Genomic DNA, 23806 nt, shown 5'->3' on the forward strand with positions numbered 1-23806 from the left:
TTCCGGGCCACGCCACCAGCTCAGGCGATGTCAACGACCGAGTGGAGAACCGCCTTGACCGAACAGCTCATCTCCTGCGACGACCACATGGACCTGAGCCAGCTGCCCGCCGACCTGTGGACCACGGGCCTGCCCGCCTCACTGCGCGACCGCGCGCCGCGGATCGAGGAACGCGACGGGCAGCCGATGTGGGTGTGCGAGGGCAAGGTCTGGGGCCGCTGGGTCGGCAAGCCGGCCGCTGGCGGCAGTGCGCAACGGCCGGTCAAGGCGATCTACGACGCCTACGACCGCGCCGGCCTGCACGACCCCAGCCCCCGCCGCGCCGCCGTGCCGGAGCTGCGGCTCGCCGACATGGACCGCGACGGGGTCGAGACGCAGGTCATCTTCGGGCCGGTGCGCCAGCTGGCGGCCGACGACCCCGAGTTCCGCGCCGCCTGCTACCGCGCCTACAACGACTTCCTGCTCGACTTCTGCCAGACCGCGCCCACCCGGCTGATCGGTGTGCCGATGCTGCCGGAGACGCCGCAGACCGCGCTCGCCGAGCTCCAGCGGCTGCTGGCGAAGGGGGGTGTGCGGCAGGTGGTCCTCATGATCGCCAACATCGCCCCCTCGCTCGCCGACCGGGCGTGGGAACCGCTCTGGCACCTGCTGGAGGAGAGCGGCGTCGTCCTCTCCTGGCACATCATGGCTTTCGCCAAGCCGGGTCCGCACATCGCGGGCAAGGCGGCCAGCGCGTTCGAGAACACCAAGCTGTTCCTCACGAACTTCGTCGAGCCGTTCGTCGACCTCTTCTCCTGGGGCGTTCTCGAACGGCACCCGAAGATGCGCGTCGTGCTCGCGGAAGGCGGCGCGGGATGGCTGCCCTGGCTCGTCCAGGAGCTGGACCACCACCACTGGAAGCTCTGGGAGGCCAAGGACTACTGGGCCGACAAGGGCGGCGCCGAGCTCGTCACCAAGCCCAGCGACCTCTTCAAGCGGCAGGTCTACGTGACGTTCCAGGACGACCACGTGGCGATGGCGCTCATCCCGTTCTTCGGCGAGGACAACCTGCTCTGGGCGTCGGACTACCCGCATCCGGACAGCGTCTGGCCCTACTCCAAGGAGGCGATCGAGCGGCAGATGGGGCACCTGGCACCCGAACTGCGGCGCAAGCTGACCCACGACAACGCCGCCAAGCTGCTGGGGTTGTGAGCTGACGCACGCGGCCGGTGTGGTTAACTTGCGCCCCACCGGTTTGACGAGGATCTGAGACTCATATGTCCCCCAAGCTACCTGTCTGGGCGCCGGGACGCGAAGGCTACTTCGGTGACTTCGGCGGTGCCTTCATCCCGGAAATGCTGCACGAGACGTTCGCGGAACTGCGCGCGGCGTTCGAGAACGCGTGCGACGACGAGACGTTCTGGCAGTCCTATGTGGACGTGACGGCCGGCTACGGTGGCCGTCCGACGCCGGTGACGTTCTGCGAGAACCTCACCCGCAAGCTGGGTGGCGCGCGGATCTACGTCAAGCGCGAGGACCTGAACCACACCGGTGCGCACAAGGCGAACAACGTGATGGGCCAGGGTCTGCTGGTCCAGCGCATGGGCAAGAAGCGCGTCATCGCGGAGACCGGTGCCGGCCAGCACGGCGTGGCCACGGCGACGATGGCGGCCCGCCTCGGCCTCGAGTGCACGATCTACATGGGCGAGGAGGACGTCGCCCGCCAGCACCCCAACGTCTTCTGGATGCGGCAGCTCGGTGCCGAGGTCATCCCGGTCACCGACGGCACGCGGACGTTGAAGGACGCGATCAACGCGTGCCTGCGGGACTGGGCCGACTCGATGGCCGACACCCACTACGTCATGGGCACGGTGTGCGGCCCGCACCCGTTCCCGCAGATGGTGACGTACTTCCAGTCGATCATCGGCCAGGAGGCACGGGCGCAGATGCTCGCACTGGCGGGCAAGCTGCCGGACCGGGTGTACGCGTGCGTGGGCGGCGGCTCCAACGCGTCCGGGATCTTCACCGGCTTCCTCGACGACCTCTCGACCGAGCTGGTCGGCGTGGAGGCGGGCGGCAAGGGCATCGAGACGGGCGAGCACGCGGCGCGGCTCGCCGGCGGCAAGGGTGTTCCCGGTGTCGCGCAGGGCTACAAGACGGTCTTCCTGCAGAACGAGGAAGGCCTCATGCAGGACACGCACTCCGTGGCGGCGGGTCTCGACTACATCGGCATCGGCCCGATGCTCGCGGACCTGCACGAGCAGGGCAGGGTCCGCTTCGAGTCGGCGACCGACCAGGAGGTCGTGGACGCCCTGCGGCTCACGATGCGCAGCGAGGGGATCATCCCGGCGCTGGAGAGCTCCCACGCGTTCGCCGCCGCGTTCCGCGAGGCACCGTCCCTTTCGGACGATGACGCGATTCTGATCAACCAGTCCGGCCGTGGCGACAAGGACATCTTCACCGTCGCCGACGCGCTGGACGACGAAGGGTGGAAGACCTTCATCCGCGAGACGGCTGCGAGGTACGCGCGATGAACACGACCTACTCGTCGACCCTCGAAGCCTCGCTGCGGAAGCGGCAGACCGGCAAGTCGATCCTCTTCATGTCGCACGTCGTCGTCGGCTACCCGTCCCTCGACGCCAACTGGGCGATGCTCGAGGCGATGGACGACGCCGGCGTGGACGTGGTCGAGTTCCAGCTCCCGTTCTCCGAGCCCATCGCCGACGGCCCGCGGTTCGTGAAGGCGAACCACGAGGCGATCAGGGCGGGGACCTCGTGGCAGCAGTACTTCGACCTGGCGACGCGGGCCGCCGCGCGGTTCAGCTTCGAGATCGTGCTGATGGGCTACTACAACAGCGTCTTCCGGATGGGGCCAGAGAGGTTCTGCGCGCGCCTGGCCGAGACCGGCATGAAGGGGTTCATCGTCCCTGACCTGCCGGTGGAGGAGGCGGGGGAGCTCAACGGGCTGGCTCGTGAGCACGGGCTGGACCCGATCCTCACGATGACGCCGACGAACTCGCCCGCACGGCTGGCCGAGATCGGCCGCAACGCGTCGGGCTTCCTGTACTGCGTGGCGCGCACGGGCGTGACGGGCCGGCAGACTGACCTCTCCTCCGAGGTGGGGTCGTTCCTGCGGAGGTGCCGCGAGGCGACGCCGTTGCCGCTCGGTCTCGGGTTCGGCATCAGGTCGGCCGAGAACGTGCGGCAGGCGCGCGAGCACGGTGCCGACCTCGCCATCGTGGGCACCGCGGGAACGCAGGCGTGGGAGGAAGGCGGGCCCGAGGCGTACTCGCGGTTCCTGAAGTCCCTGGCGGCCGCGACCGCGTGACGGTGCGGCAAGTCGCTTGAGAACGAGGCCCCGGACCGGGGCCTCGTTCTTGTTCTCCGCCAAGGACAATCGTTCAACCGGTCGGCTTCACGGGGTGAAAACCCTTGTATATGTTCGATCGGTGACGTCTACCGCCATGCTCACCCCCAGTCAGCGCGCGGAGCGGGCTCTCCCGGTGCTCAGGGAGAACGCGCGCCGGGTGGACGGCGACGCGGTGTTCCCCGCCGAGTCCCTCGCGGCACTGCGGGAGGGCGGGCTGATGGGCCTGCTGGTCCCGGTCGCCGACGGCGGGCTGGGCGGCGGGCTCGGCGATCTGGTGGACACGGCGCAGCTGCTGGCGTCCGCGTGCACGTCGACCGCGATGATCTGGGCGATGCACTGCCAGCAGGTCGACGTCGTGGTCCGGCACGGCAGCCCGGCGCTGCGGGCCCGGCTGCTGCCGAGGATCGCGGCCGGTGAGGTCTACCTCGCGTCGATCACCTCGGAGAAGCAGACCGGCGGGCACCTGCTCACCAGTGCGGCTCCCTTGCAGCACAACGACAACGGCGTTCTCGTCGAACGGGTCGCGCCGATCGTCACCGGTGGCGCGGTCGCGGACGGCTTCCTGATGACCATGCTGGACGCGCCGGGAGCGTCGCCGCGCGAGGTCACGCTCGTCTACGCCGACCGCGAGCAGCTCGACGTGCGGGTCAGTGGCGACTGGAACCCGTTGGGCATGCGCGGCACCCACAGCGTCGCGTTGACGTTGTCCGGTGTGGTGCCCGAGGACCAGATCGTCGGTGCCCGCGGCGAGTTCGGCGAGGTGGCCGTCAGCAGCATGATCCCGCTGGCGCACCTGGCGTGGGCCGCGTGCTGGCTCGGCACCGCCCGCCAGGCGCTGTCCGATCTGGTCACCGTGTTCCGGTCGCCGGGCCGCCCGCGTTCGGTCGACCTGAAGTCGGACCTGGTCGCCGAACGGCTGGCGCGCGTCCGCATGGACGTCGAGGTGGTGAGCGCGTACCTGCGGCAGACCGAACAGGAGATCTCGCGCTGCCGGGCCGGCGGCGGGGACCTGTCCGCGACGCCCGTGCAGATTCACCTCAACACCCTGAAGGTGATCGCCGCGGAACTGACGTACCGCGCGGCCGACCAGTGCGTCCAGCTCGGCGGGATGGCGCTGGGCTACCTCGCCGACGCGCCCGTGCCGTTCGAACGCCACCTGCGCGATCTGCGGTCCGCGAGCCTGAACTACGCCAACGACAGGCTGCTCACCGCGAGCGGAACGCTGTGCCTGCTGGACAAGTCGGTGAGTCTGCTCGGCGACCGTGCGTGAGCCGCTGACCACCACGACCGGAGCGGAGATGCCCGTGGCAGCAGAGTGGCCGCCGGAGTTCGAGAAGGTTCTGCGCGAGCATCTGCCGTTGCTGCCGGCCGGCGAGCAGCTGGCGCCGGACGCGCAGCTGTCGGCCATCGGCCTGGACTCGCTGTCGATCGTGCAGCTGCTGATCACGCTGGAGGACACCTTCGCGGTGGAGATCCCCGACGAGCTCCTCAGCGTCAGGACGTTCGCGACCGCGGGCGCGTTGTGGACGGCGATCAGCGGGCTGCTCGGATGAGCGCGCCGGTGATCCGCGAACTGGTCCTGCCCGTCACCGGGGAACGCGCCGGTCGCGCGCCGCTGAGCTGGGCACAGCGCGTCCAGTGGAACGACACTCAGGCGATCGCTCCGGACGACCACCACTTCAACCTGGCTCGCGTGGTCGAGGTTCCGCCCGGCTGGACGACCCCGGAACTGGCCGGTCTGCTCGCCGCGCTGACCGGGCGGCACGAATGCCTGCGCACCAGGTATCTCGTGGACGCGGACGGGAACCCGTATCAGGAGGTCTTCGAGCAGGACGAGCTGCGGATCGCGGTGCACGAGGCGGTGGACGTGGATGCGTTGCGCGGCAAGAGCTTCGACCTGACCGGACTTCCCGTTCGAATGTCCGTTGTGGAGTCCGGAGGGGTGCCGCGACAGCTCGTGCTGGTGCTGTCCCACGTCACCATCGACTTCGCCGGGGCCAACCTGCTGGTCGACGAGCTCCGGTCGTTGCTGGCGGGGGAGGTCTCGCTCGACGGGCTGCCACCCGTGGCGCACCGGCAGTTCGACGAGGCCGCGCGGCAGGCCACCCCGGCAGGGCAACGCCGGTCGGCGGCATCCCTGCGGTACTGGGAGAAACTGCTGCGCGAGTCGCCTCTCACGATCTTCGGCCCGCCGGTTGCCGGCGACGCGGACCGCTTCGGGCAGCTCAGCATGTCCTCACCCGCGCTCACCGCGGCGACGACCACGGTCGCGCGCCGCATGGGCGTCAGCGGCACCACCGTGGTGATGGCCGCGGTGAACGTCATGCTGGGCCGCATCACCGGGCAGACCGCCGTGCCGTTGCGCCTGATCGCCTCCAACCGCGGGCTCACCGAGCTGCGCGACGTCGTCGGCATCACGCTGGGCAGCTGCGCGATCCTGGTGCCGACGCGCGGCCGGTCCTTCGCCGAAGCCGTCTGGGACACGGCGGAGGCCACGATGCAGGCCTACCGCAGGGCGCAGTGCGATCCGGTCGCGCTGACCGCGCTGCGGGCCGCGGTGAGCGCCGAACGCGGCGTCGACGAGATCGAGATGTCCTGTGGTTTCAACGACATCCGCGTTGCTTCAGCGTCTGTTGTGGACGGTTATCAGGACGCGGTCGGTCTGCTGTCGCGCACCGGGTTCTCGTGGCAGACCCCGCTGCCCGAGCAGGAGAGCAAGCTCTGGTACTGGGTGCGGGAACAGGACGGCGTGGACGTGCACCACGCGCTGGTCGACACCTGGTACCTGCCCCGGGAGCGGGCGGAGACGCTGGTGCGGGGTGTGGAGCACCTGGTGGTCACCGCGGCGGCGTCGTGCCAGTGACCCGGTCAGCCTGAGGTGGCGAGCGCCTTGTGGTCGATCTTGCCGTTGCGGGTCATCGGCAGCTCTTGGACGTGCTGCCACCGCTTGGGCACCATCGCCGCGGGGAGCAGCCCACCGAGGAACTCCTTGAGGTCGCCCGGTGCCGGGGAACCACCATCGGTCACGTAGTGCGCGACCAGCACCGGTCCGTCCTGGGTCGGTTCGGTGACGACCGCGCAGTGCGCGACCAGGTGATGACGTTTGAGCGCAGCCTCGATCTCGTCCAGCTCCATCCGGACTCCGGCGACCTTCACCTGCCGGTCGCCGCGGCCGAGGTAGTGCACCAGTCCGTCGCGGAAGACCGCCAGGTCACCGGTGCGGTACAGCCGGCCGGTCGCGGAGCCGGGGTCCAGGACGTCGGAGAGGAAGGCCGCCGCGGTCAGCTCCGGCTCGCCGAGGTATCCCCGGCCCACGCAGATCCCGCCGACGAACAGCTCACCCGGCTCGCCCTCGGCGGCGGCCCGCCAGCCCCCGTCGTGCTGAACGAGCAGGTACAGCACGGCGTTGGCGATGGGCGCGCCGACCGGCAGCCGGGTCGCGGTGAGGTCCGCCCGCCGGACCACGTGGTGCGTCACGTCGTCCGAACATTCAGTGGGGCCGTAGGCGTTCATCAGCGCGACGTGCGGCAGCTCGTCCATCACCGCCTCGGCGACCGGCGGGTGCAGCTCCTCCCCGGTGGAGATGCACCAGCGCAGCGCCGGGAGCCGTTCACCGGAGCGCCTGGCCTGCGCGGTCATCCAGCCGACCACCGTCGGTACGAGCTCGACGACGGTGATCTCGTTCTCGCGCAACGTGGTCAGCAACCGGCGGGGGAACGACACCTGCTGCTCGTCGAACACGACCGTCGTCGCCCCGGTCAGCACGCCGATCGTCATCTGCCAGATGGAGATGTCGAACACCAGCGGCGCGGTGAACGCCACGACGTCCGCCGCGGTCAGCCCGAGGTCGAGAACCTTGGCCCGCAAGTGGTTGAGCATGCCGCGCTGCTCGACCACGGCGCCCTTGGGCATGCCGGTGGTGCCGGAGGTGAAGATCACGTACCGCGGCTCCGCGCCGGCCGGTGCGCGGTGGGGAACAACGGGCGAGTCGGCCTGCCACCGCGGCAGCCGCAGCGACGGCACACCGGCGGGCGGCTCGCCTTCCTGGTGGACGAGCAGCGTCACGCCGGCCTGCCGGACGATCACCTCGGTGCGCGCGACCGGCCAGGCCGGGTCCAGCGGCAGGTAGATCGCGCCGATGTCCTCCAGCGCCAGGAAGAGCGCGATGGTGTCGGCGCTGCGCCGGCCGAGCAGGGCGACGACGTGGCCCTCGCCGATGCCGGCGGCGAGGAGCAACTCGCGCAACTGCCGCACCCGTCCGGCGAGAGCGCGATAGGTCACCACGTGCTCACCGTCGACGACGGCCGGTTTGGCGGGGGTGGCCGTCGCGAACCTGGCCAGCTCACCGACGACCGAGTGCAGTGGCTCGAACGCGTGTGCGCGGGTCAGGGCGCGCTGCCTGGCCAGTGCGGCTTCTGCCTGCGTGATCTCCAGCATTCACCGCTCCTGCTCGTCGTCGCCGAGTACGAGACCACCGAACTGCTCGGCTGCGGCGTCCCAGCCGAGCGACGCGTGGTGTGAAGCCGCGTGGACGTCGCGGTGCAGCCGCTGGATCGGCTCCGAGTCCATGAGCGCCCGTGCGCCGGCGGCGGCGTGCAGCCGGTTGACCGCCTGGACGCAGAGGGAGACCGCGAAGGCGGCGTCACGCGGGATCCTGGCGCGTTCGAGCGGCGTGAAGGACCCGCCGCGGTCCGCCCGGTCGAGGATGTCGCGGACGCCTTCCCTCATCAGGGTGCGGGCCGCGTCCACCTCCGCGGAGGCCTCGGCCAGACGCAGGCGAGCCGGAGCCGAGGAGCCGCGCCGGACTCGTGCGAGAGCCTCGAACTCGTCGACGACGCCCTGCGCCATGCCGATGACCGGGGCGGCCAGTGCCCACTCGATGAACACCTTCAGCGGCACGCCGTAGCTCGCGCGCTTGTGCAGGTCCCAGCCCGTGCGGTCGCCGTCCCCGGCGTCGTTGGGGTTCAGCGTGCGGTGCGCGGGCACGAAGACGTCCCGGACGACCAGGTCCTTGCTGCCGGAACCCCGCAGCCCTGCGGCGAACCAGGTGTCGACGATCTCCCAGTCGGCGCGGGGGAGCAGCAACCACAGCTTGCCTCCGGCACCGGGCCCCGCGGCGCAGGCGACCACCGCCCAGCTCGCCGCGTCGCATCCGCTGGAGAAGGTCCACCGGCCGGAGACCAGGAAGCCGCCGCCGGTCCGCTCGGCCGTGCCGCCCGCCGCGTTGAGGGCGCTGGCGCACACCGTGTCCGCGCCGGTGGCGAAGTACTCCTCCTGGCACTGCTCGGGAAACTGGCCGAGCCACCAGTTGTGCGCGGTCCAGACCGCGTAGCACCAGGCGGTGGAACCGCAGCCACGTCCCAGCTCGCCGGCCACGGCGAAGGCGGTGTCGAGATCGAGGCCCGCGCCACCGAACCGGTCGGGCGCGCCGATGCCGATCAGGCCGGAGGCGAGCAGATCCCGGACGGTCTCGGGGGGAACCTGGCGGAGTCGATCGGTGAGGGCCGCCCGTTGTTTCAGCACGGGCACCAGCTCCGCGGCCCGCCGCAGGATTTCGGTTTTGCGCGAGGACGACCTGTCCATGGCCGAGAAGGTACAACAGGAGGGCGGGTGTTCGACGAGGCCGGCTTGTCTTCAGGATATTCGCGATAAGGTGACCTCGAAACTGGGAATCCCACGCCTTTCTTCGCGGCACGGAGAAATTGCGTGGAATTCACCGTGCGCCCGATCAGCGAGCCGAGGAAAGGGACATCCATGCCCGCCAGTCATGTCGAGATCGGCTCGGTCAAGCTGATGCGGTGGTTGAACGCGCGCAAGCTGACCGTGTCGGCGTTCAGCGCGGCGATCGGCGTCGACGCCGCCCAGGTCGAGGCCGGCCTCGGCGGTGACGTCCTGCGCTGGGAGCCCGGCCTCGCCACCCGCGCTGCCGAGGCCCTCGACGTCGGCGTGGAGCAGCTGGCCGTGGTCCCCGCGGCGGAAACGGCCGTGCACCTGTCCGCCGCCGCGTCCAGGGCGGGCAGCAGGGTGGTCCGCCGGGGTGGCATCGACTTCTACGTCTACTACTCGCTCGCCGGACCTCGCGGGCAGGTCGCGCCGGTCATCCTGGACATCCTGTGCCCGCCGGGCCGCCTGCCGGAGCTCAACCGCGGGCACCTGGAACCCGCGATCACGGTGAACCTCGGGCCGGGGGACATCAACGGCCGCTGGGGTGAGGAGCTCACCGGCGACACCTGGTCCGTGCTCGCCGCGAACACCGGCGAGGACCGCTGGATCACCGGCGACTCCTACGTCGAGCCGTCGTTCTGCCCGCACACCTACTCGCTGGTCGGCGACGAGCCGGCGCGCATCCTGTCCTACACCGGCGCCAGTCCGCTGGCCGGGCTGGTCGACCGCGCGGACACGTGGCCGGCCGAGTCGTTCGCCGCGCTGCTCGACGACGTCGGCGAACGGCTGGAGCCCGCGGGGATCCTCGCCCAGGCCATGCGCCGCCGCGCGTTCGACGTGAAGACGCTGTGCTCGGCGGCCGGTGTGGACGAGCGTTCCGTCGGGGACTTCCTCGGCGGCGCGGACTCGCTCGACCTCGCCGCGCTGCGGCGGGGGGGCGCGACCGTCCACTGCGACTACCGGTTGCTGCTCCCGGTCGACGTGGTCAGGGACGGCGTGGGCAAGTCGTCGCGCACGATCCAGGAGAGCAAGGACTCGATCAGGTCCTTCGGCGAGTACGTGGTGGCCGACCTGGCGGGATCGCCGTCCGCACCGGACCTGCTGGGCACGTTCCTGCTCGTCGACCGCGCCGAGCACGGCGAGCTGACCGACCTGCGCGATCAGGCGGCGACGTTCTACCTGGTCACCAGTGGTACCGCGACCGCCCACTGGTGGACCGGCGGCGAGGTCCGCAGGCAGGAACTGGGGCAGTGGGACAGCCTGTGGATCGGCCCGGGGGTGGCGCACGGGTTCACCGGGCAGGCCGGCCTGCTGCGCATGGGCGACGCGAGCTCGTACTCGTACGCGGACACGCTGGAGCTGACCAACACCTACCGCCCCGCCTGGACGCTCGGCCGGGCGCGGCACGACCGGCAGGGCTGGGGGTACGACCGGTGACCGCCACGCAGACACCGGCGGCCACGCTGACCGATCCCGACCTGCTCGGCTTCGACCCCGTCCGGCTCGGCCGCGTCCGTGAGGTGCTCACCGCCCACGTCGGCCAGGGCCTCACACCGGGCGGGGTGTTCGCGGTCCACCGGCGCGGGCGGCTCGCGTGCCTCGAGTCGTTCGGCAGGCGCGACCCCGCCCGTCCGGAACCGATGACGATCGACTCGATCTTCCGCATCGGGTCGATGACCAAGCAGTTCACCGCCATGGCCACGCTCGCGCTCGTCGAGCAGGGCCGGTTGCTGCTGTCCGACAGCATCTCCGCGTTCCTGCCCGAGTTCGAGAACGTCACCGTGACCGCGGATCCGGTCAACGCGGACTCCCCGGACGTCCCCACGTGCGCCCCGATCCGCCCGCCGACCGTACGGGACCTGCTGATCCAGACGAGCGGCATCGTGGGCGGGTACAAGGGGTCGCCGGGAGTCCTGCGGGCGTACCGGGCGCGCGGCGTCCGCGGGTTCGACCACCAGAGCGCCGCTCTCACCGCAACGACCCAGCAGCTGGTCGAACGGCTCGCGACGGTGCCGCTCGCGCACCAGCCGGGCACGGTCTGGGAGTACGGCCTGTCCTACGACGTGCTCGGCCGGCTGCTGGAGGTGGCGAGCGGGCAGGGACTGGACGAGCTGGTCGGGGACCTGGTGCTCGGCCCGCTCGGCATGACGAGCACCGGGTTCTGGGTGCCAGGGAGCGACGCGGACCGGGTCGCCCAGCCGGACCGGACGCTCGCGCCGGACCAGGAACTGCTCACCCTCACGTCCCGGCCCGCGTTCCTGTCCGGCGGAAGCGGGTGCTACTCGACCATCACCGACTACCTCAACCTGCTGCTGTGCGTGGCGGGCCGCGGCGTCGCGGTGGACGGGACCAGGGTGCTCAGCCCCCGGTTCGCGGACCTGATGCTCGCCGACCACCTCGGTGACCTGGCCGAGAGCGGTCCGGACTACATCCCCGGCACCGGGTACACGTTCGGTCTCGGGCTGGCGGTGCGCCGGCCCGTCGCCGGTCACGCCCCCGGGACGCCGGGCGACTACTGGTGGCTGGGCCGGGGGTCGACCGTCTTCTTCGTCGATCCCGCCGAGGACCTGATCGCCGTGCTGCTCATGCAGAGCTCGTGGCAGGTCCGGTGGTGGCAGGCCCGCCGCTACCACGAGCTGTTCCGCGACCTCGTGTACCAGGCGATCGTCGACTAGCCGGGAGAGGACACGTGACGACGTACTGGGAGCGGGCGTGCCACTTCTTCCGCACGACAGGGCTCGCCGGCACCGCGGGCAGCTACTTCATCCACAACAAGAACGAGGAGAACGTCAAGATCGGGGTTCGGCCGCGGCTCTCGGTCTCCGTCGACGAATCTTCTGTGAGCCTGACAGCCGGCGGACGGCGAACGGTCGCGCCCCGGCTGCCGGGGGAACTGGTCTTCGGGCGCGTCCGGGAGCTGCTGCTCGACTCCGCGCCGTACTTCTTCCTGGTCAGCCCTGATCTTCGCCGGCCGTTCGCCGATCCCGGCCACCCGCAGGTCCTGCTGGTCCAGCCCGCGGTGGAGTTCACGTTCTCGCCCGAGCACGCCGACGGGACGGTCAGCCACGGGCACGACGGAGCCGCTCTGCTCCAGGCCGCCGCGCAGACGCCTCCGGTTGCGCCGCGCGACCTCGGGGAGCCAGGACCGTTCGCCGAGCTGGCCACCGGGTGGGTGCCGGCCGAGGACGACTCCGCGTTCCTCCGGCGGCTCGTCGACGCCGTCGAGGTGCTTCAGGGCCATCCTGACGGGAAGGTGGTGCTGACCAGGGCTTACGAACGGAAGCTGGGCACCACGAACGATCCGTTCGCGCTGTACGAGTCGCACGCCAGGAACAACGGCGAGTACGCGTGCAGCCACTACTTCTGCGTGCGGCCGGGCGTCTTCTCCCTGGGAGTCACCCCGGAGAACGTTCTGGAGACCCGCGACACGACGTTGACGGTGGACGTCGTCGCGGCCACCTGCGCCGGCAGCGACGACGACGCGTTCGTCGCGCGGGAGCTGTACGAGAACCCGAAGCAGGTCAGGGAACACCGGTCGTCGCTGGTCAACCGGCAGAACCGGTTCCGGCCGTTCTGCGCGGAGGGGTCGATCCGGGTCGTCACGGACATGCGGGTCAAGCGGTTGCGCAACGTCTGCCACCTGCACTCGGTGTTCACGGGCGAGCTGCTGCCGGGGGTCACGGTCTTCGACCTGCTGGAGCCGATCTTCCCGTTGCTCGGGGCGCGGCCGAAGGAGCTGCTCGTGCTCGCCGACGCCGAAAAGGCCCCGCACCGTTACTACGGAGGTGTGGTGGGGCATGGGCACGGAAGGTCCGCTTCCTGTTTCCTGAACATCCGGAACGCATTGCTGGACCACGACACGATCCACGCGAAGGTCGGGGTCGGCGTCATCAAGGAATCCGATCCGCACAGCGAGCTGGTGGAGACCAGGGACAAGCTGTCGGGGTTGCTCGAGGCAATCGTTTCATGGGAGCGGAGCGTTCAACGCGAATAGTAGGAACGTGATTGTGGCGATGTGAGGATGGGCGCCATGGAATTCAGTGCCGAAGCGCGGCTCATTCACACGGGGACCGCACGGGCGATCGGCTCGCCGGTGGGGCCGGCGCTGACGCTCACGAGCACATACGTGTCGCACGGCGTCCACGACCCGTCGCTGCCCGCCTACGGGCGCAACACGAACCCCGGCTGGCAGGACGTCGAGCACGCGCTGGCCGTGATCGAGGGCGAGGGGTGCCAGGCGGTCGTCTTCTCCTCCGGCCAGGCCGCCGCCATGGCGTTGATGCTGACGCTCAGCGAAGGCCGCGAGCGGCTCGTGATGCTCGACGACGGTTACTACAAGCTCCGGAACCTGGCGACCAAGCTGCGTCCGCACGGTGTCGAGGTGGTGACCGTCGACCTGCTCGACCTCGACGCCGTGGAGACGGCGATCGGCGCGGGCCCGTCGGTCCTGTGGGGAGAGACGCCGACCAACCCGTTGCTGCGAGTCGCCGATCTGGCCGGGCTTTCCGCACTGGCGGACGCGGCGGGCACACCGTTCGTCGTGGACAACACGGTCGCGACGGCGTTGCAGCAGAAGCCTCTCGAGTTCGGTGCGCTCGCGTCGGTGTACTCGCTGACCAAGTCGCTGTCCGGGCACTCGGACGTGCTCGGTGGCGCGGTGGTCACGCGGTCGGCCGAGCTGGCGGAGTCGCTGCGGGCGTGGCGCGGTACCGGCGGTGCGATCCTCGGGCCCTTCGAGAGCTGGCTGGTGCTGCGCGGGCTGAAGACGTTGCCGCTGCGGCTCGAACGCCAGTCGCAGAACGCGCTGGCCGTCGTGGAGTTCCTGGAACGGCATCCGCGGGTGACGGCAGTGCACTACCCGGACGGGCCGCTGGTGAAGACGCAGATGCCGAACGGGGCGGGCTGCCTGCTCGCGTTCGAGCTGTCCGGCACGGTCGCCGACGCGGACGCCGTCGTGGCCGCCGCCCGGCTGATCGTTCCGTCGACGAGCTTCGGCGGTGTCGAGTCGACCTGGGAACGCCGTGCCCGCTGGGCCGCCGAGACCGCTCCGGACACGCTGATCCGCATCGGCACGGGCGTCGAACCGGCCGCGGACATCATCGCCGACCTGAGCCAGGCCCTGCGCGCGTGACCGTCCTGAGTGGACGTTGATTCGAGAGGAGTGGGATGAAGATCGATCTGGCGCCGCACGGTCAGCCCGGAACGCTGCTGGTGGTGTGCGGCTTCGACGGCAGCGGCAAGACCACGCTGGAGGAGGCCCTGGTGGCCGCCGTCGCGCCGGTGCGCCCGTGCGTGGCCACGTGGACGCCGACGGCCTGGTGGCGCCAGGACGCGAACATCCGGCGAACCCTCTACGGCGAGGGCGAGGGGCAGGTGCTCCCGGAGGACGCTCTGATGCACTTCAACCTCGCGGACTGCCACGCGCATCAGGCGAACGTGATCCTGCCCGCCCTGGCCCGCGGCGAGGTGGTGATCGGCAACCGCTACCTCTACGACATGCTGGCGCTGTTCGAGGCCCGCGGTTACACCCAGCCGGAATGGCTGCCGGCGGCGATGTCCGGCCTCGTCCAGCCGGACTTCTCGTTCGTCATCGACGGTTCCGCCGAGCTGATGGTCGACCGGGTGGTGCGCCGCGACGGTGCGCGGGAGGGCAGGTTCGACCAGGACGTGGCGTTCGTGGAACGCTTCAACACCGCCCTGCGCCAGATCGCCGAGGACAACGACCTGACGTTGTTGCAGACCGACGCCGACCCGCTCAGCAACCTGAAGCAGTGCCTGGAAGTGTTGTCCGGCAACGTGGCCGGGATGACGTCCGTCGCCACCCCGGCCGGGCTCCAGGTCAGCTGACCTCGATCTCGAACAACGTGTCGGCACTCGTGACGGGCAGCTTTCCGGCGGCGACGATGCGCGCGCTGATGCCCTGCGCGGACGCCGCCGCGACGTACCGCGCCACGTCCGCCTCGTTCATCCGCTTCTCCGGCCCCCGCAACCGGTAGAAGTCGAGCAGCGTGGCGCGGGGAATGGAACCGTGGTCGGACAGGCTCTGGTCGAGCAGGTCCCCCGCCTTGGCGTAGTCGATCTCCATCGCCTCGGCGTCGAAGAACTCGGCTGTCCTGCCCGCCTTGTCCGCCACCGCGATCAGCGCGCGATCCCGTTCGTAGAGCCCCAGCCGGATCGTGGTGCGCAACCGCCCGCCCGGCGCGAGCAGGCTCAGCAGCCCCGGCACGCCCGCCAGCGCCTCGGCGTCGGTGAACCGGTTGACGAGCCGGTCGGCCAGTACGAGGTCGAACCGACCCTTCAACCCGGCGGGCGCGGGGGCGGTGGCGTCGTAGTGCTCGACCGCACAACGACTCCCGGCCGGCCACTCCTGAATCGCCTCCAGCAGTGCGGTCCGCTGTCCCTCGGCGAAGTCGAGCACGGTCACGCCGACGCCGCGGTCGACGGCGGCCCGAATCAGGTGGACCGTGGACGCACCGACGACGGCGAGCGAGGTACCGCTGTCCACGCCGTCGAGATAGGCCTCGAGGTCCTCGCCGACGGGTCCACCGTTGTAGCTGGCGGCCCAGTAGTCGCTGCCGATGAGGTCCCACGCGCTGGACTTCGGATTCCCCATGTCACGTCCTTGGTGTCGCTGGAGCGAGGTCGCGCCAAGCCTTCCGGAAGCCGATCAACGACGCCAACACGTGAGTGCCGGCACGTTGAACGCCCGCGCGAAGCGGTCAGCCCGGCAGTTTCGGCACGTCCAGGAACGTCAGGTACCCGGCGAGGTGGTGGGCGCCTTCGAGCATCGCGACGCCGCGCAGCGTGAGCCGCAGCCGCCATTCGTCCAGCGCCTTGGAGAGTGCCTGTGTGCCACCGGCCGTGCGGACCTGTTGTACGACCACCGCGATCTGTTCGAGGCCGTAACCGCCGCGGCGCAGCAGGTGGGCGAGCTCCGCATCCCTGACGTCGGCGGCGTCGTAGGTGCGGTGACCGGCGACGGAACGTTGGGGGACAACGATTCCGGCGTCCTCCCAGTTGCGCAGGGTCGCGGTGGTCACGTCCAGGCGGTGCGCCAGGCCGCCGATGGTGAACGCAGAGCGGGAGTTCGCGGGTTCTCCAGCCGGTGTCCCGGTCAGGTGCGTGATCGCCTCCGCCACCGCTTTCAGCGTTTCGCGGTCGCGCTGGAGCTGGGCGTGGCCGCGGTCGATCGCTGCCAGTGCGGCGTCGATCCGGCCCGTGTTGAGCGCGTGCATGATCTCCCGGGCGGTGGCGTGGCCGTGGGCCGGGACGAGGCCGAGGAAGGCGCGCAGGGCCGCGGCGTGCAGGTCGGTGTAGACGCGGTAGCCGCTGGCCGTGCGCTCCGCGGGTGGGATCAGGCCGTCGGTCTCGTAGTTGCGGACGGCTTGGGGCGTGATCGAGTGCTCACGGGCCAGGTCGATCGGTCGCAGCTTGCTCACCCGGTCGAACTCTACGGCCTGCCGATCGAGGTTGCCTGGTCAGAGGGTCTCCGGCGGCATCGGTCCAAAATTGTCAGACCCCCTCGCTAACGTCTCTCCCGTACCGCTGGAACGGCGGATCGGGTAGCTCGGGGGCGAGGAGAGGAATCGTTGTCGGACTGGGAAAGTGCGAGCACGGCGCGGGTGTTGGCGCCTGCGCGGCCGCGCAAGCTCGCCAAGGTGCCGTTCGTCGAGTTGGCGGACGGACGGCTGCAGGGGGTGGTGTCCAGTGGGTCGGACATCGAGCGGGTGTACGTGTCCTCGGTTGCCGCAGGGACTTACGAGTTCGCCTGTAGCACCAACAACAACCGGCCTTGCGGTGGGGCGCGGGGGTCGTTCTGCAACCACATCTTCGCGCTGATCACCGAGGCGGTGCTGCAGTACGGGGTGGAGCGGGTGGCCCGCTATCTGCGGGTGGACGCCGCGGACCTGGACGCGCAGGCCGTCCACTCGCTCATGCTGGGGGAGCGGCCGGCACAGGCGGACAGTGCGGCCGCGGCACAGGTGTTCAGCCGGTTCCTGCGGCATCTGGCCTATGTGGAGCTTCCCGCGACCACGGCTGTGTTGCCTGAGCTGCAGTGGTTTCCGCCTACTCGGGTGGTGGTGTGATGCGGGTCGATCTGCTGGCTGATCCTGTCGACGGGGTCGACGAGGTGCTCGCGGTGATCGCGGGTGCCGACCGGGCGCTGGCCGGTGGGCTGTCGCGGCCGCAAGCCGCGCAGGCCGCCGGGCTGGTCGCGCTGGCCGAGGCGGTGGTGGCGTCGCCGTTGGGGGCCGAGGTGGCCGAGGCCGCCGAGAAGGCGGCGGCAGGGGCTGCCGGCGAGGAGCACTTCGTTTCCCTTGCGACGGCGCGGATCGCGTTGTTCGGGGCGGTGCACGACGCGGTGCTGGCGCGGATCGAGCAGGCGACCGGGCGCGGCCGGGCCGACTCGGGCGTCGTGTTGCCGAGCGGTGGCGGGCAGGCGGAGAACCTGTTGCTGGCCGCGCGGTCGTGGCTGGCCGACCTGGCGCGCGCCGGGTGGCGGGGGATCGACCACGACCTGGTCTCCGGTGCCGAGCCGGTGATCTCCGCGCTGTTGCCGGAGCCTCGTCTCAGGCGGCTGGCGGCGTTGCTGGACGGGTTCGCGGCCGAGTTGGCGGCCTCGTGTCCCGGGTCGGCGCTGGAGCGGATTCCGATGCGGCGCTGGGGAGATCTGTGGTCGCGGGCGCTGCTGCTGACGTTGCCCGGTGCGACCGGGACTGCGACAGGCACGGTGACCGGGCGGTTGCTGCCGCTCGGAGTGGATCTGCACGAGCACGCGACCGCCGCGCAGGCTCAGGTGCACGCGGTGTTCGAACCGGCCGACGGTGGTGTGCCGCGGCTGGTGCGGGCCAGCGTGTCCGCGCCCAAGCCGGACACGAACATCGGCGCCGGGATCTGGCAGTTGCTGCGGCCGCACCTGTCGTTGCTGGCGGCGGTCAGCGAGGGCAGGTCGATGGACCTCACCGACATGCCGATCACCGCTGAGGGGGATCTGGTGTGGGCGGACGAGCACGCGAAACCCGGCGAGCCCGCTGATCCGTTCGTCACCGCGCGGGTCGTGCTGCCGACCGCGAGCGCGTTCCCGACGGCACCGCTGGACCGGCATCCGGCCCGCATCGCCGTGCCCGTGTTCCTGGAGGGCTACAGCGCCGGGCAGGGCGGGGAGATCTTCACCGTCGCCGGGCAGTCCGTTGCCGTGGACACCGATCGGGTGCCGGTGGCCGGTCCGCTCACCCCGGAGGCGGTGGCGGGTTCGAACGCGTGCATCGGGCTGGTGCGCTGGGACGCGGGGGTGTTCCGGGTTCAGCCGCTCGCGGTCGAGACGACCGTGCGCAAGAAGACTGTGGCTTTGCACGCTGGTGCGTGGGCCGGCGGCGCGGTGGACAAGGCCGGGGTCAAGGCGGAGAAGGCCGCGACGGACGCCGCGACCGTGCTTCGTGAACGCGCTGGAAGGTTGCTGCGCAAATGACGGATGCACAGGAGAACCGGCGGCAGGTCCTCTACTGGCGGCTGCTGTCCCGGCTGTTCGACCACGAGGAACAGTCCACTTTGGAGTCAGCCAGTCTGGCCGTGCTCCAGGACATCGGGCTGCCACCGGCACTGCTGGACCCGCAGGCCGGGGTCGACTCGATCGTGCAGCGCCATCCCGAGCTCGCCGCCGAGTTCGACGGCGTGATGGTTCCCGCGACGGGGGATGAGCGCGACAAGGCGGCCGAGGTGCGGCGGGCCGCGCTGGTGTCGAAGGTGCTGCTGAACGTCTTCGGCACCGGGTCCGGCACGGTCACCGCCGGGCAGCTGTCCCGGTGGCAGGCCGACGCGGGCTGGCTGGAACGGGCGCTGGGCTGTCAGCCGGGGCAGCTGCGCGGCAACGGTCGTCAGGCCGGGCAGACCGGCACCGGGATGGGGTCCGGCACGCCGGACCTGAGCAACCTGATCCCGCAGATCGGGCCTGAACTCGGTGCGCTGGAAGCGGATCTGGTCAAGCGCATGCACCTGCGCGAGGTGCTCGCGGATCCCGTGCTCGCCGCCCAGCTCACGCCGAGCATGTCGCTGATCGAGCAGTTGTTGCGGGACAAGGACAACCTGTCCGGCGTGGCGCTCGCCAACGCCAAGTCGCTGATCCGGCGCTTCGTGGACGAGGTGGCCGAGGTGCTGCGCACGCAGGTGGAGAAGGCGTCCGCCGGTGCGCTGGACCGGTCGGTGCCGCCCAAGCGGGTGTTCCGCAACCTCGACCTCGACCGCACGATCTGGAAGAACCTGACGAACTGGAGCCCGGAGGAGGAACGGCTCTACGTCGACCGCCTCTACTACCGGCACACCGCGCGCAAGACCACGCCGCAGCGGTTGATCGCGGTGGTGGACCAGTCGGGTTCGATGGTCGACTCGATGGTCAACTGCACCATCCTGGCCTCGATCTTCGCCGGGCTGCCCAAGGTGGACGTGCACCTGATCGCGTACGACACCAGGGCGCTCGACCTCACGCCGTGGGTGGCGGACCCGTTCGAGACCTTGCTGCGCACCAACCTCGGTGGCGGTACCGACGGCACGGTCGCGATGGCGCTGGCCCAGCCGAAGATCGCCGAGCCGCGCAACACCGTGGTGGTGTGGATCTCCGACTTCTACGAGTGGCAGTGCGAGCCGCTCTTCGAGCAGATGGCGGCGATCCACCGCTCCGGCGCCAAGTTCATCCCGGTCGGCTCGGTGACCAGCTCCGGCCGCGGCAGCGTGAACCCCTGGTTCCGCGAGCGGTTCAAGGACCTGGGCACGCCGGTGATCTCCGGCCACATCCGCAAGCTCGTCCACGAGCTCAAGACGTTCCTCACCATCTGACTTTCTCCTTGAAAGGCACCACGAACTCATGTCCGACCTGTTGCGCGCCCCCGCCGAGCTCAAGTACGCCGAGGAACTGGACTGGCTGGAGTCGGTCGACGACAACCCCAAGCCGTTCTCCTGGCGGTTGTCGCCCAAGATGATCCGCCTGTTCGTCCTGGGTGCCGAGCGGTCCGACGGCCTGGAGCGGGAGATCGCGCAGAAGTGGTTCGGCGACCGCAGCATCGTCGAGCGCGCCATCGTCACGCTGGCGTCCGACCGCGGTCTGCTGCTGATCGGCGACCCGGGCACCGGCAAGAGCTGGCTGGCCGAGCTGCTGGCCGCCGCGATCTCCCGCAACTCCACCCAGGTGGTGCAGGGCACCGCGGGCACGACCGAGGACCACATCAAGTACTCGTGGAACGTGTCGATGGTGATCGCCAAGGGTCAGTCCCGCGAGTCGATGATCCCGTCGCCGATCATGAACGCGATGGAGTCCGGCACCATCGGCCGGTTCGAGGAGCTGACCCGCTCGACCAGTGACGTGCAGGACGCGCTGATCTCCATCCTGTCCGAGAAGTACATCTCGGTGCCTGAGCTCGACCACGACAACATCGTGTTCGCCAAGCCGGGGTTCTCGGTGATCGCCACCGCGAACAGCCGTGACCGGGGCGTCAACGACCTGTCGTCGGCGTTGAAGCGGCGGTTCAACTTCGTGCGCATCCCGGTGGTGACGAACAAGAAGAGCGAGGCCGAGATCGTCCGGTTCCGCACCGAGGAGCTGCTGCGCCGGCACCAGATCGAGCTGGACGTGCCGCCGACCCTGCTGGACGTGTTGCTGCGCAGCTTCGCCGACCTGCGCGCGGCGTCGGCCGCGGCGGGCAGCGACGACGAGAAGCTGGAGTCCGCGCTCTCCACCGCGGAGCAGATCGGTGTGCTGGAGGACGCCATCCTGCACAGCAACTTCTTCGGCTCGCGCGAGCTGACCGCGCGCACGCTCGGTTCGTCGCTGGTGGGGTCGCTGTCGCGGCGGGCGCCGGAGGATCTGGCGATCATGAACAAGTACCTGCACGGGGTCGTCGAGCCGCGCGGCAAGGACGAGGGCGGGCTGTGGCCGGAGTTCCTGGCCGGCGGCCGCGACACGATCGCCACCCTCTCGTGAGCTTCGAGTCGCTGCGCACGCAGCTGAACGAGGCGGCGACGGCCTTCTCCGACGGACCTGGTGCCCTGGAAGGCATCCTGCTCGGCATGGTCGACGACGTGGACCGCGCGGTGCGGGAGCCGCTGGAGATCTTCCCGGTCTGCCACCACTCCCCGGCCTCGGCCGTCGCGATGGCCCGCCGGTTGCGGGACAAGCAGCCCAAGGTGATCTACCTGGAGCTGTGCGAGGACATGGCGCCGCTGCTCACCGAGCTGCGCAACTGCCGTCTTCCCGTCGCGGTGCAGGCGTTCTCCAGCGAGGTCGACGGGTTCCCGGCCGACTGGGCGCCGCTGTCGGTGGTCGCGCCGATCACCGAGGCGTCCGCGGAGTACCAGGCGATCGCCTATGCCCTGGACACGCCGGGCGTCGAGCTGGTGCTGGTGGACCGCTCGTCGGACCACGTGTTCCAGTGGCAGCCGCCGGAGACGAAGGCGTCTGCGGAGGACGCGCTGCACGGTGACGCGGTCGGCGTGGAGATCGGTGACCTGCGGCCGCGCTTCGCCGAACTGGAGGAGCACCTGCTGCACCACGGCAAGGTGCGGCACTGGTCGGAGTGGTGGCACCAGTACGTCGAGCTCCCGCTCGGCGACAGCGACCACGACACGTACCGCCAGGTGATGTTCCTGATCGGCAGCCTGTTCCGGCGGCTCGCTCCCGGCGATCCGCACCGGGTGCGGGTGGACGAGGATCGCGAGCGGTACATGTGGACGCGGATGCGCGAGCACCTGGCCGCCAGCGGTGCGGACCCGGCTGAGTGCCTGTACGTGTGCGGCGCCTTCCACGCGGCCAGCCGGGTCGCGGAGTTCGGTGTCGAGGGCACCGACGGCTTCGTGATCAGCCCGCGCAGCGCGACCAAGTGGCAGCACGGCCTGATCCCGTCGAGCCACGCGGCGATCGAGGCGCAGTTCGGCCTGGCGCCGGGCTCGGTGTCCATCGCGGCCACCGAGTGGGCGAAGAACCTCAAGCGCACCAAGGTGAAACCGTTCCAGCTCGCCGGTCAGGCAGGCGGGAAGAAGGCTCGCAAACAGCCTGCGCTGCCTGGTCCGGTCGCGGAACCCACCACGGCGGATCAGCTCTCCGGCTTCCTGCAACGTCCTCCGGTGCTGGACCGGCTGGACGAGGCCGAGCTGCTGGGCTGGTCCGTGGAGATCGTGCGCGCGGCCCGGCGCAACGGCTATCTCGCCTCCACCGCCGACGCGATCGCGGTCTTCGAGACCTCGATCCTGCTGGCGGGCATGAGGGATCGGGCCAGGCCGACGCCGTACGACTTCCAGGACGCCGCCGTCACGTGCATCGAGAAGGACGTCGTCCCCGGCCGCCGGGACGTCCGGCGCCTGGTCGAGATCATGATGGGCGGCGACCGGATCGGCCAGGTCGGCTACGACGCGCTGCCACCGCTGGCCCGCGACGTGCACGACAGGCTCGCCCCGTTGAACCTCAAGCTCCAGCAACGAGGTGTGCAGCGCGCCCTGCTCGACATCACCTCCCAGCCGGAGCTCGAAGCGTGCTCGAACCTGCTGTGGATGCTGCGCTACCTGCTCCCGCACGCTTCCGCCCGCCCGATCATGGGCGAGCGGAAGCTGGGCGAGCGCCCGATCCAGGAGTCCTGGGACCTCGCTCTCGGCACGCACCAACGGTCCCTGATCGAGCTGGGCTACGAGGGCGTCAGTGTCGAACAGGTAGTGGAACAACGCCTGCGCCGCAGCGCCTACGACCCGCAGGCCACCACCGCGACAGTCCTCGAAGCCGTCGAGGACGCCATCCGCTACCTGCACAGCCCACGGCTGGCGGGCGAGCTGGGCACCCGAGCGCTGGAGGTGCTGTCGGGCGAACGCACGGTCGACGGCGCACCGGAGGTCCTGAAGCGGTCCCGCCGCCTGCTCGCCTACTACCGCACGAACGAACCCGTTCTGCCGCAGTGGATCGAGTCGTTCGTGCGGACCGGCTACGCGCACTACTGCACGCTGCTGCCGACGGCGTTCACCGAGGAGGAGGCGGGCGTCGACCAGGTGGCCGCCATGCTGGGCTTCCTGTTCAGCATGGAGTCGCTGGCCTTGTCCCTGGGCTGCGACCGCACGCAGCTGGAGCTCGCGGTGGCGCAGTCCCACCCGGAGGAGCCGTCGAAGGTGGCGCTGCTGTGGGCCGCGCAGGTCCACCTCGGCCGCCTGTCCCGCGCGGAACTTCGTGCCCGGTGCGACGAGCTGCTGAGCAACCCGTTGTCGCTGCCCAGCTATCCGCGCTACCTGAGCGGGTTCGTGCACGCCCTCGACCCGGTGCCGAGCCTGGTGGACTTCGTCGTGGAGACGATGTCCAACGCGTTCGCGCACCTGCCGGACCCGCTGCTGCTGCCGTGGCTGCCCAGCCTGATCAGCACGCTGCGCTCGCGCGGCGCGCAGTTCGTCCCGCTGCTCGTCAAGGAAGCCGGACGGTTGTTCCCCGGCCGGCTCCCGGCACTGGACGAGTGGGTTCCGCCCTGGCTCGACGAGCCCGCGCCTGTCGCCGTGCGGACTCGCACCGGACAGGGCCTCGCACTGCTGGCCGCTCACCCGGAGACGTGTGACGCGGTGGCGGCCCTTCTGGGGTGCGAGGGTTCGTGGCAGGCCGCGCCGGGCGGGGTGGCGTTGCTGAACAGGTACCCGGACACGGCGGTGGCGCTGGAGGCGCTGATGTCCTGAGTGGACTCTCGGGTCGCGCCCGCGAACAGGCGTGACCCGAGATCATCAGGCCGGCCAGGTCCTCCGGGGCCAGGAACGACGACGTTGAACTGGCCGCGAGCCCGCTCC

Annotated in this window: 20 protein-coding genes; 16 read left to right on the forward strand and 4 right to left on the reverse strand. The window is 70.4% G+C overall.

Annotation, left to right across the window (positions count from 1 at the left end; translation table 11 throughout):
• The 6 genes from UK23_RS06275 to UK23_RS06300 form a co-directional block, all read left to right on the forward strand.
• Positions 1–1191, forward strand: a 1191-nt coding sequence (locus tag UK23_RS06275) for an amidohydrolase family protein (protein ID WP_231114395.1), incomplete at its 5' end; no start/stop codon positions are given.
• A gap of 65 nt (positions 1192–1256) precedes the next feature.
• Positions 1257–2513, forward strand: a complete 1257-nt coding sequence (trpB, locus tag UK23_RS06280; RefSeq protein WP_045310422.1) for a tryptophan synthase subunit beta — start codon at positions 1257–1259, stop codon at positions 2511–2513.
• Positions 2510–3307, forward strand: a complete 798-nt coding sequence (gene trpA / locus UK23_RS06285; protein WP_045310423.1) for a tryptophan synthase subunit alpha — start codon at positions 2510–2512, stop codon at positions 3305–3307. The genes trpB and trpA overlap by 4 nt, the downstream gene beginning before the upstream one ends.
• Before the next feature lie 121 nt (positions 3308–3428).
• Positions 3429–4619 (forward strand): acyl-CoA dehydrogenase family protein, encoded by a 1191-nt coding sequence (locus UK23_RS06290; protein ID WP_231114396.1) that lies wholly within the window; start codon positions 3429–3431, stop codon positions 4617–4619.
• On the forward strand, positions 4612–4902 hold the full coding sequence (locus UK23_RS06295; protein ID WP_231114397.1) for a phosphopantetheine-binding protein: 291 nt from the start codon (positions 4612–4614) through the stop codon (positions 4900–4902). The genes UK23_RS06290 and UK23_RS06295 overlap by 8 nt, the downstream gene beginning before the upstream one ends.
• On the forward strand, positions 4899–6212 hold the full coding sequence (locus tag UK23_RS06300; RefSeq protein ID WP_082114447.1) for a condensation domain-containing protein: 1314 nt from the start codon (positions 4899–4901) through the stop codon (positions 6210–6212). The genes UK23_RS06295 and UK23_RS06300 overlap by 4 nt, the downstream gene beginning before the upstream one ends.
• A gap of 5 nt (positions 6213–6217) precedes the next feature.
• On the opposite strand, the gene UK23_RS06305 is transcribed toward UK23_RS06300, so the two are convergent.
• The gene (locus UK23_RS06305; RefSeq protein WP_045310426.1) at positions 6218–7786 is read right to left on the reverse strand and encodes an amino acid adenylation domain-containing protein; all 1569 of its coding nucleotides are present in this window, start codon (positions 7784–7786) and stop codon (positions 6218–6220) included.
• Positions 7787–8932: an acyl-CoA dehydrogenase family protein gene (locus UK23_RS06310; RefSeq protein WP_063778047.1), complete on the reverse strand. Its 1146-nt coding sequence runs from the start codon at positions 8930–8932 to the stop codon at positions 7787–7789. It lies immediately after the preceding gene.
• Positions 8933–9103: 171 nt separating this feature from the next.
• Here UK23_RS06310 and UK23_RS52540 point away from each other — a divergent pair, with 171 nt between their 5' ends.
• Genes UK23_RS52540 through UK23_RS48315 form a run of 5 tightly spaced genes read left to right on the forward strand, consistent with a single transcriptional unit; the run spans position 9104 to position 14860 of the window.
• A complete protein-coding gene (locus UK23_RS52540; protein ID WP_045310427.1) occupies positions 9104–10450 on the forward strand; it encodes a hypothetical protein in 1347 nt (448 codons plus the stop codon).
• Complete coding sequence (locus tag UK23_RS52545) at positions 10447–11688, forward strand: serine hydrolase domain-containing protein (RefSeq protein WP_052684416.1); 1242 nt, start codon at positions 10447–10449, stop codon at positions 11686–11688. Before UK23_RS52540 ends, UK23_RS52545 begins: the two co-directional genes overlap by 4 nt.
• Before the next feature lie 14 nt (positions 11689–11702).
• Positions 11703–13007 (forward strand): chorismate-binding protein, encoded by a 1305-nt coding sequence (locus UK23_RS06325; RefSeq protein ID WP_045310428.1) that lies wholly within the window; start codon positions 11703–11705, stop codon positions 13005–13007.
• A gap of 36 nt (positions 13008–13043) precedes the next feature.
• Positions 13044–14144 carry a trans-sulfuration enzyme family protein gene (locus UK23_RS06330; RefSeq protein WP_045310429.1) on the forward strand — a complete coding sequence of 367 codons (1101 nt, stop codon included), beginning with the start codon at positions 13044–13046 and terminating at the stop codon, positions 14142–14144.
• 35 nt (positions 14145–14179) lie between these two features.
• Complete coding sequence (locus tag UK23_RS48315) at positions 14180–14860, forward strand: dTMP kinase (protein WP_052684417.1); 681 nt, start codon at positions 14180–14182, stop codon at positions 14858–14860.
• Here the strand turns inward: UK23_RS48315 and UK23_RS06345 are convergent.
• Positions 14853–15626 carry an SAM-dependent methyltransferase gene (locus UK23_RS06345; protein WP_045310430.1) on the reverse strand — a complete coding sequence of 258 codons (774 nt, stop codon included), beginning with the start codon at positions 15624–15626 and terminating at the stop codon, positions 14853–14855. The genes UK23_RS48315 and UK23_RS06345 overlap by 8 nt on opposite strands.
• A 106-nt stretch (positions 15627–15732) precedes the next feature.
• The gene (locus UK23_RS06350; protein ID WP_045310451.1) at positions 15733–16443 is read right to left on the reverse strand and encodes a TioE family transcriptional regulator; all 711 of its coding nucleotides are present in this window, start codon (positions 16441–16443) and stop codon (positions 15733–15735) included.
• A gap of 159 nt (positions 16444–16602) precedes the next feature.
• On the opposite strand from UK23_RS06350, the gene UK23_RS06355 reads away from it, so the two are divergent.
• The 5 genes from UK23_RS06355 to UK23_RS06375 are packed head-to-tail and all read left to right on the forward strand — an operon-like array spanning position 16603 to position 23698.
• The gene (locus UK23_RS06355; protein WP_045310431.1) at positions 16603–17100 is read left to right on the forward strand and encodes a hypothetical protein; all 498 of its coding nucleotides are present in this window, start codon (positions 16603–16605) and stop codon (positions 17098–17100) included.
• A complete protein-coding gene (locus tag UK23_RS06360) occupies positions 17100–18482 on the forward strand; it encodes a hypothetical protein (protein WP_045310452.1) in 1383 nt (460 codons plus the stop codon). The genes UK23_RS06355 and UK23_RS06360 overlap by 1 nt, the downstream gene beginning before the upstream one ends.
• On the forward strand, positions 18479–19843 hold the full coding sequence (locus tag UK23_RS06365) for a VWA domain-containing protein (protein WP_045310432.1): 1365 nt from the start codon (positions 18479–18481) through the stop codon (positions 19841–19843). The genes UK23_RS06360 and UK23_RS06365 overlap by 4 nt, the downstream gene beginning before the upstream one ends.
• A 28-nt stretch (positions 19844–19871) precedes the next feature.
• The gene (locus UK23_RS06370) at positions 19872–20984 is read left to right on the forward strand and encodes an ATP-binding protein (RefSeq protein WP_045310433.1); all 1113 of its coding nucleotides are present in this window, start codon (positions 19872–19874) and stop codon (positions 20982–20984) included.
• Positions 20981–23698 carry a DUF5682 family protein gene (locus UK23_RS06375; RefSeq protein ID WP_045310434.1) on the forward strand — a complete coding sequence of 906 codons (2718 nt, stop codon included), beginning with the start codon at positions 20981–20983 and terminating at the stop codon, positions 23696–23698. The genes UK23_RS06370 and UK23_RS06375 overlap by 4 nt, the downstream gene beginning before the upstream one ends.
• Positions 23699–23806 lie beyond the last annotated feature (108 nt).

The organism is Lentzea aerocolonigenes, from assembly GCF_000955955.1.
Classification (GTDB): Bacteria; Actinomycetota; Actinomycetes; order Mycobacteriales; family Pseudonocardiaceae; genus Lentzea; species Lentzea aerocolonigenes_A.

Coding starts and splice junctions, on each gene's coding strand:
- trpB (WP_045310422.1), top strand. CDS start 1,257: ATGTCCCCCAAGCTACCTGTCTGGGCGCCGGGACGCGAAGGCTACTTC.
- trpA (WP_045310423.1), top strand. CDS start 2,510: ATGAACACGACCTACTCGTCGACCCTCGAAGCCTCGCTGCGGAAGCGG.
- UK23_RS06300 (WP_082114447.1), top strand. CDS start 4,899: ATGAGCGCGCCGGTGATCCGCGAACTGGTCCTGCCCGTCACCGGGGAA.
- UK23_RS06305 (WP_045310426.1), bottom strand. CDS start 7,786: ATGCTGGAGATCACGCAGGCAGAAGCCGCACTGGCCAGGCAGCGCGCC.
- UK23_RS06310 (WP_063778047.1), bottom strand. CDS start 8,932: ATGGACAGGTCGTCCTCGCGCAAAACCGAAATCCTGCGGCGGGCCGCG.
- UK23_RS52540 (WP_045310427.1), top strand. CDS start 9,104: ATGCCCGCCAGTCATGTCGAGATCGGCTCGGTCAAGCTGATGCGGTGG.
- UK23_RS06330 (WP_045310429.1), top strand. CDS start 13,044: ATGGAATTCAGTGCCGAAGCGCGGCTCATTCACACGGGGACCGCACGG.
- UK23_RS48315 (WP_052684417.1), top strand. CDS start 14,180: ATGAAGATCGATCTGGCGCCGCACGGTCAGCCCGGAACGCTGCTGGTG.
- UK23_RS06345 (WP_045310430.1), bottom strand. CDS start 15,626: ATGGGGAATCCGAAGTCCAGCGCGTGGGACCTCATCGGCAGCGACTAC.
- UK23_RS06360 (WP_045310452.1), top strand. CDS start 17,100: ATGCGGGTCGATCTGCTGGCTGATCCTGTCGACGGGGTCGACGAGGTG.
- UK23_RS06365 (WP_045310432.1), top strand. CDS start 18,479: ATGACGGATGCACAGGAGAACCGGCGGCAGGTCCTCTACTGGCGGCTG.
- UK23_RS06370 (WP_045310433.1), top strand. CDS start 19,872: ATGTCCGACCTGTTGCGCGCCCCCGCCGAGCTCAAGTACGCCGAGGAA.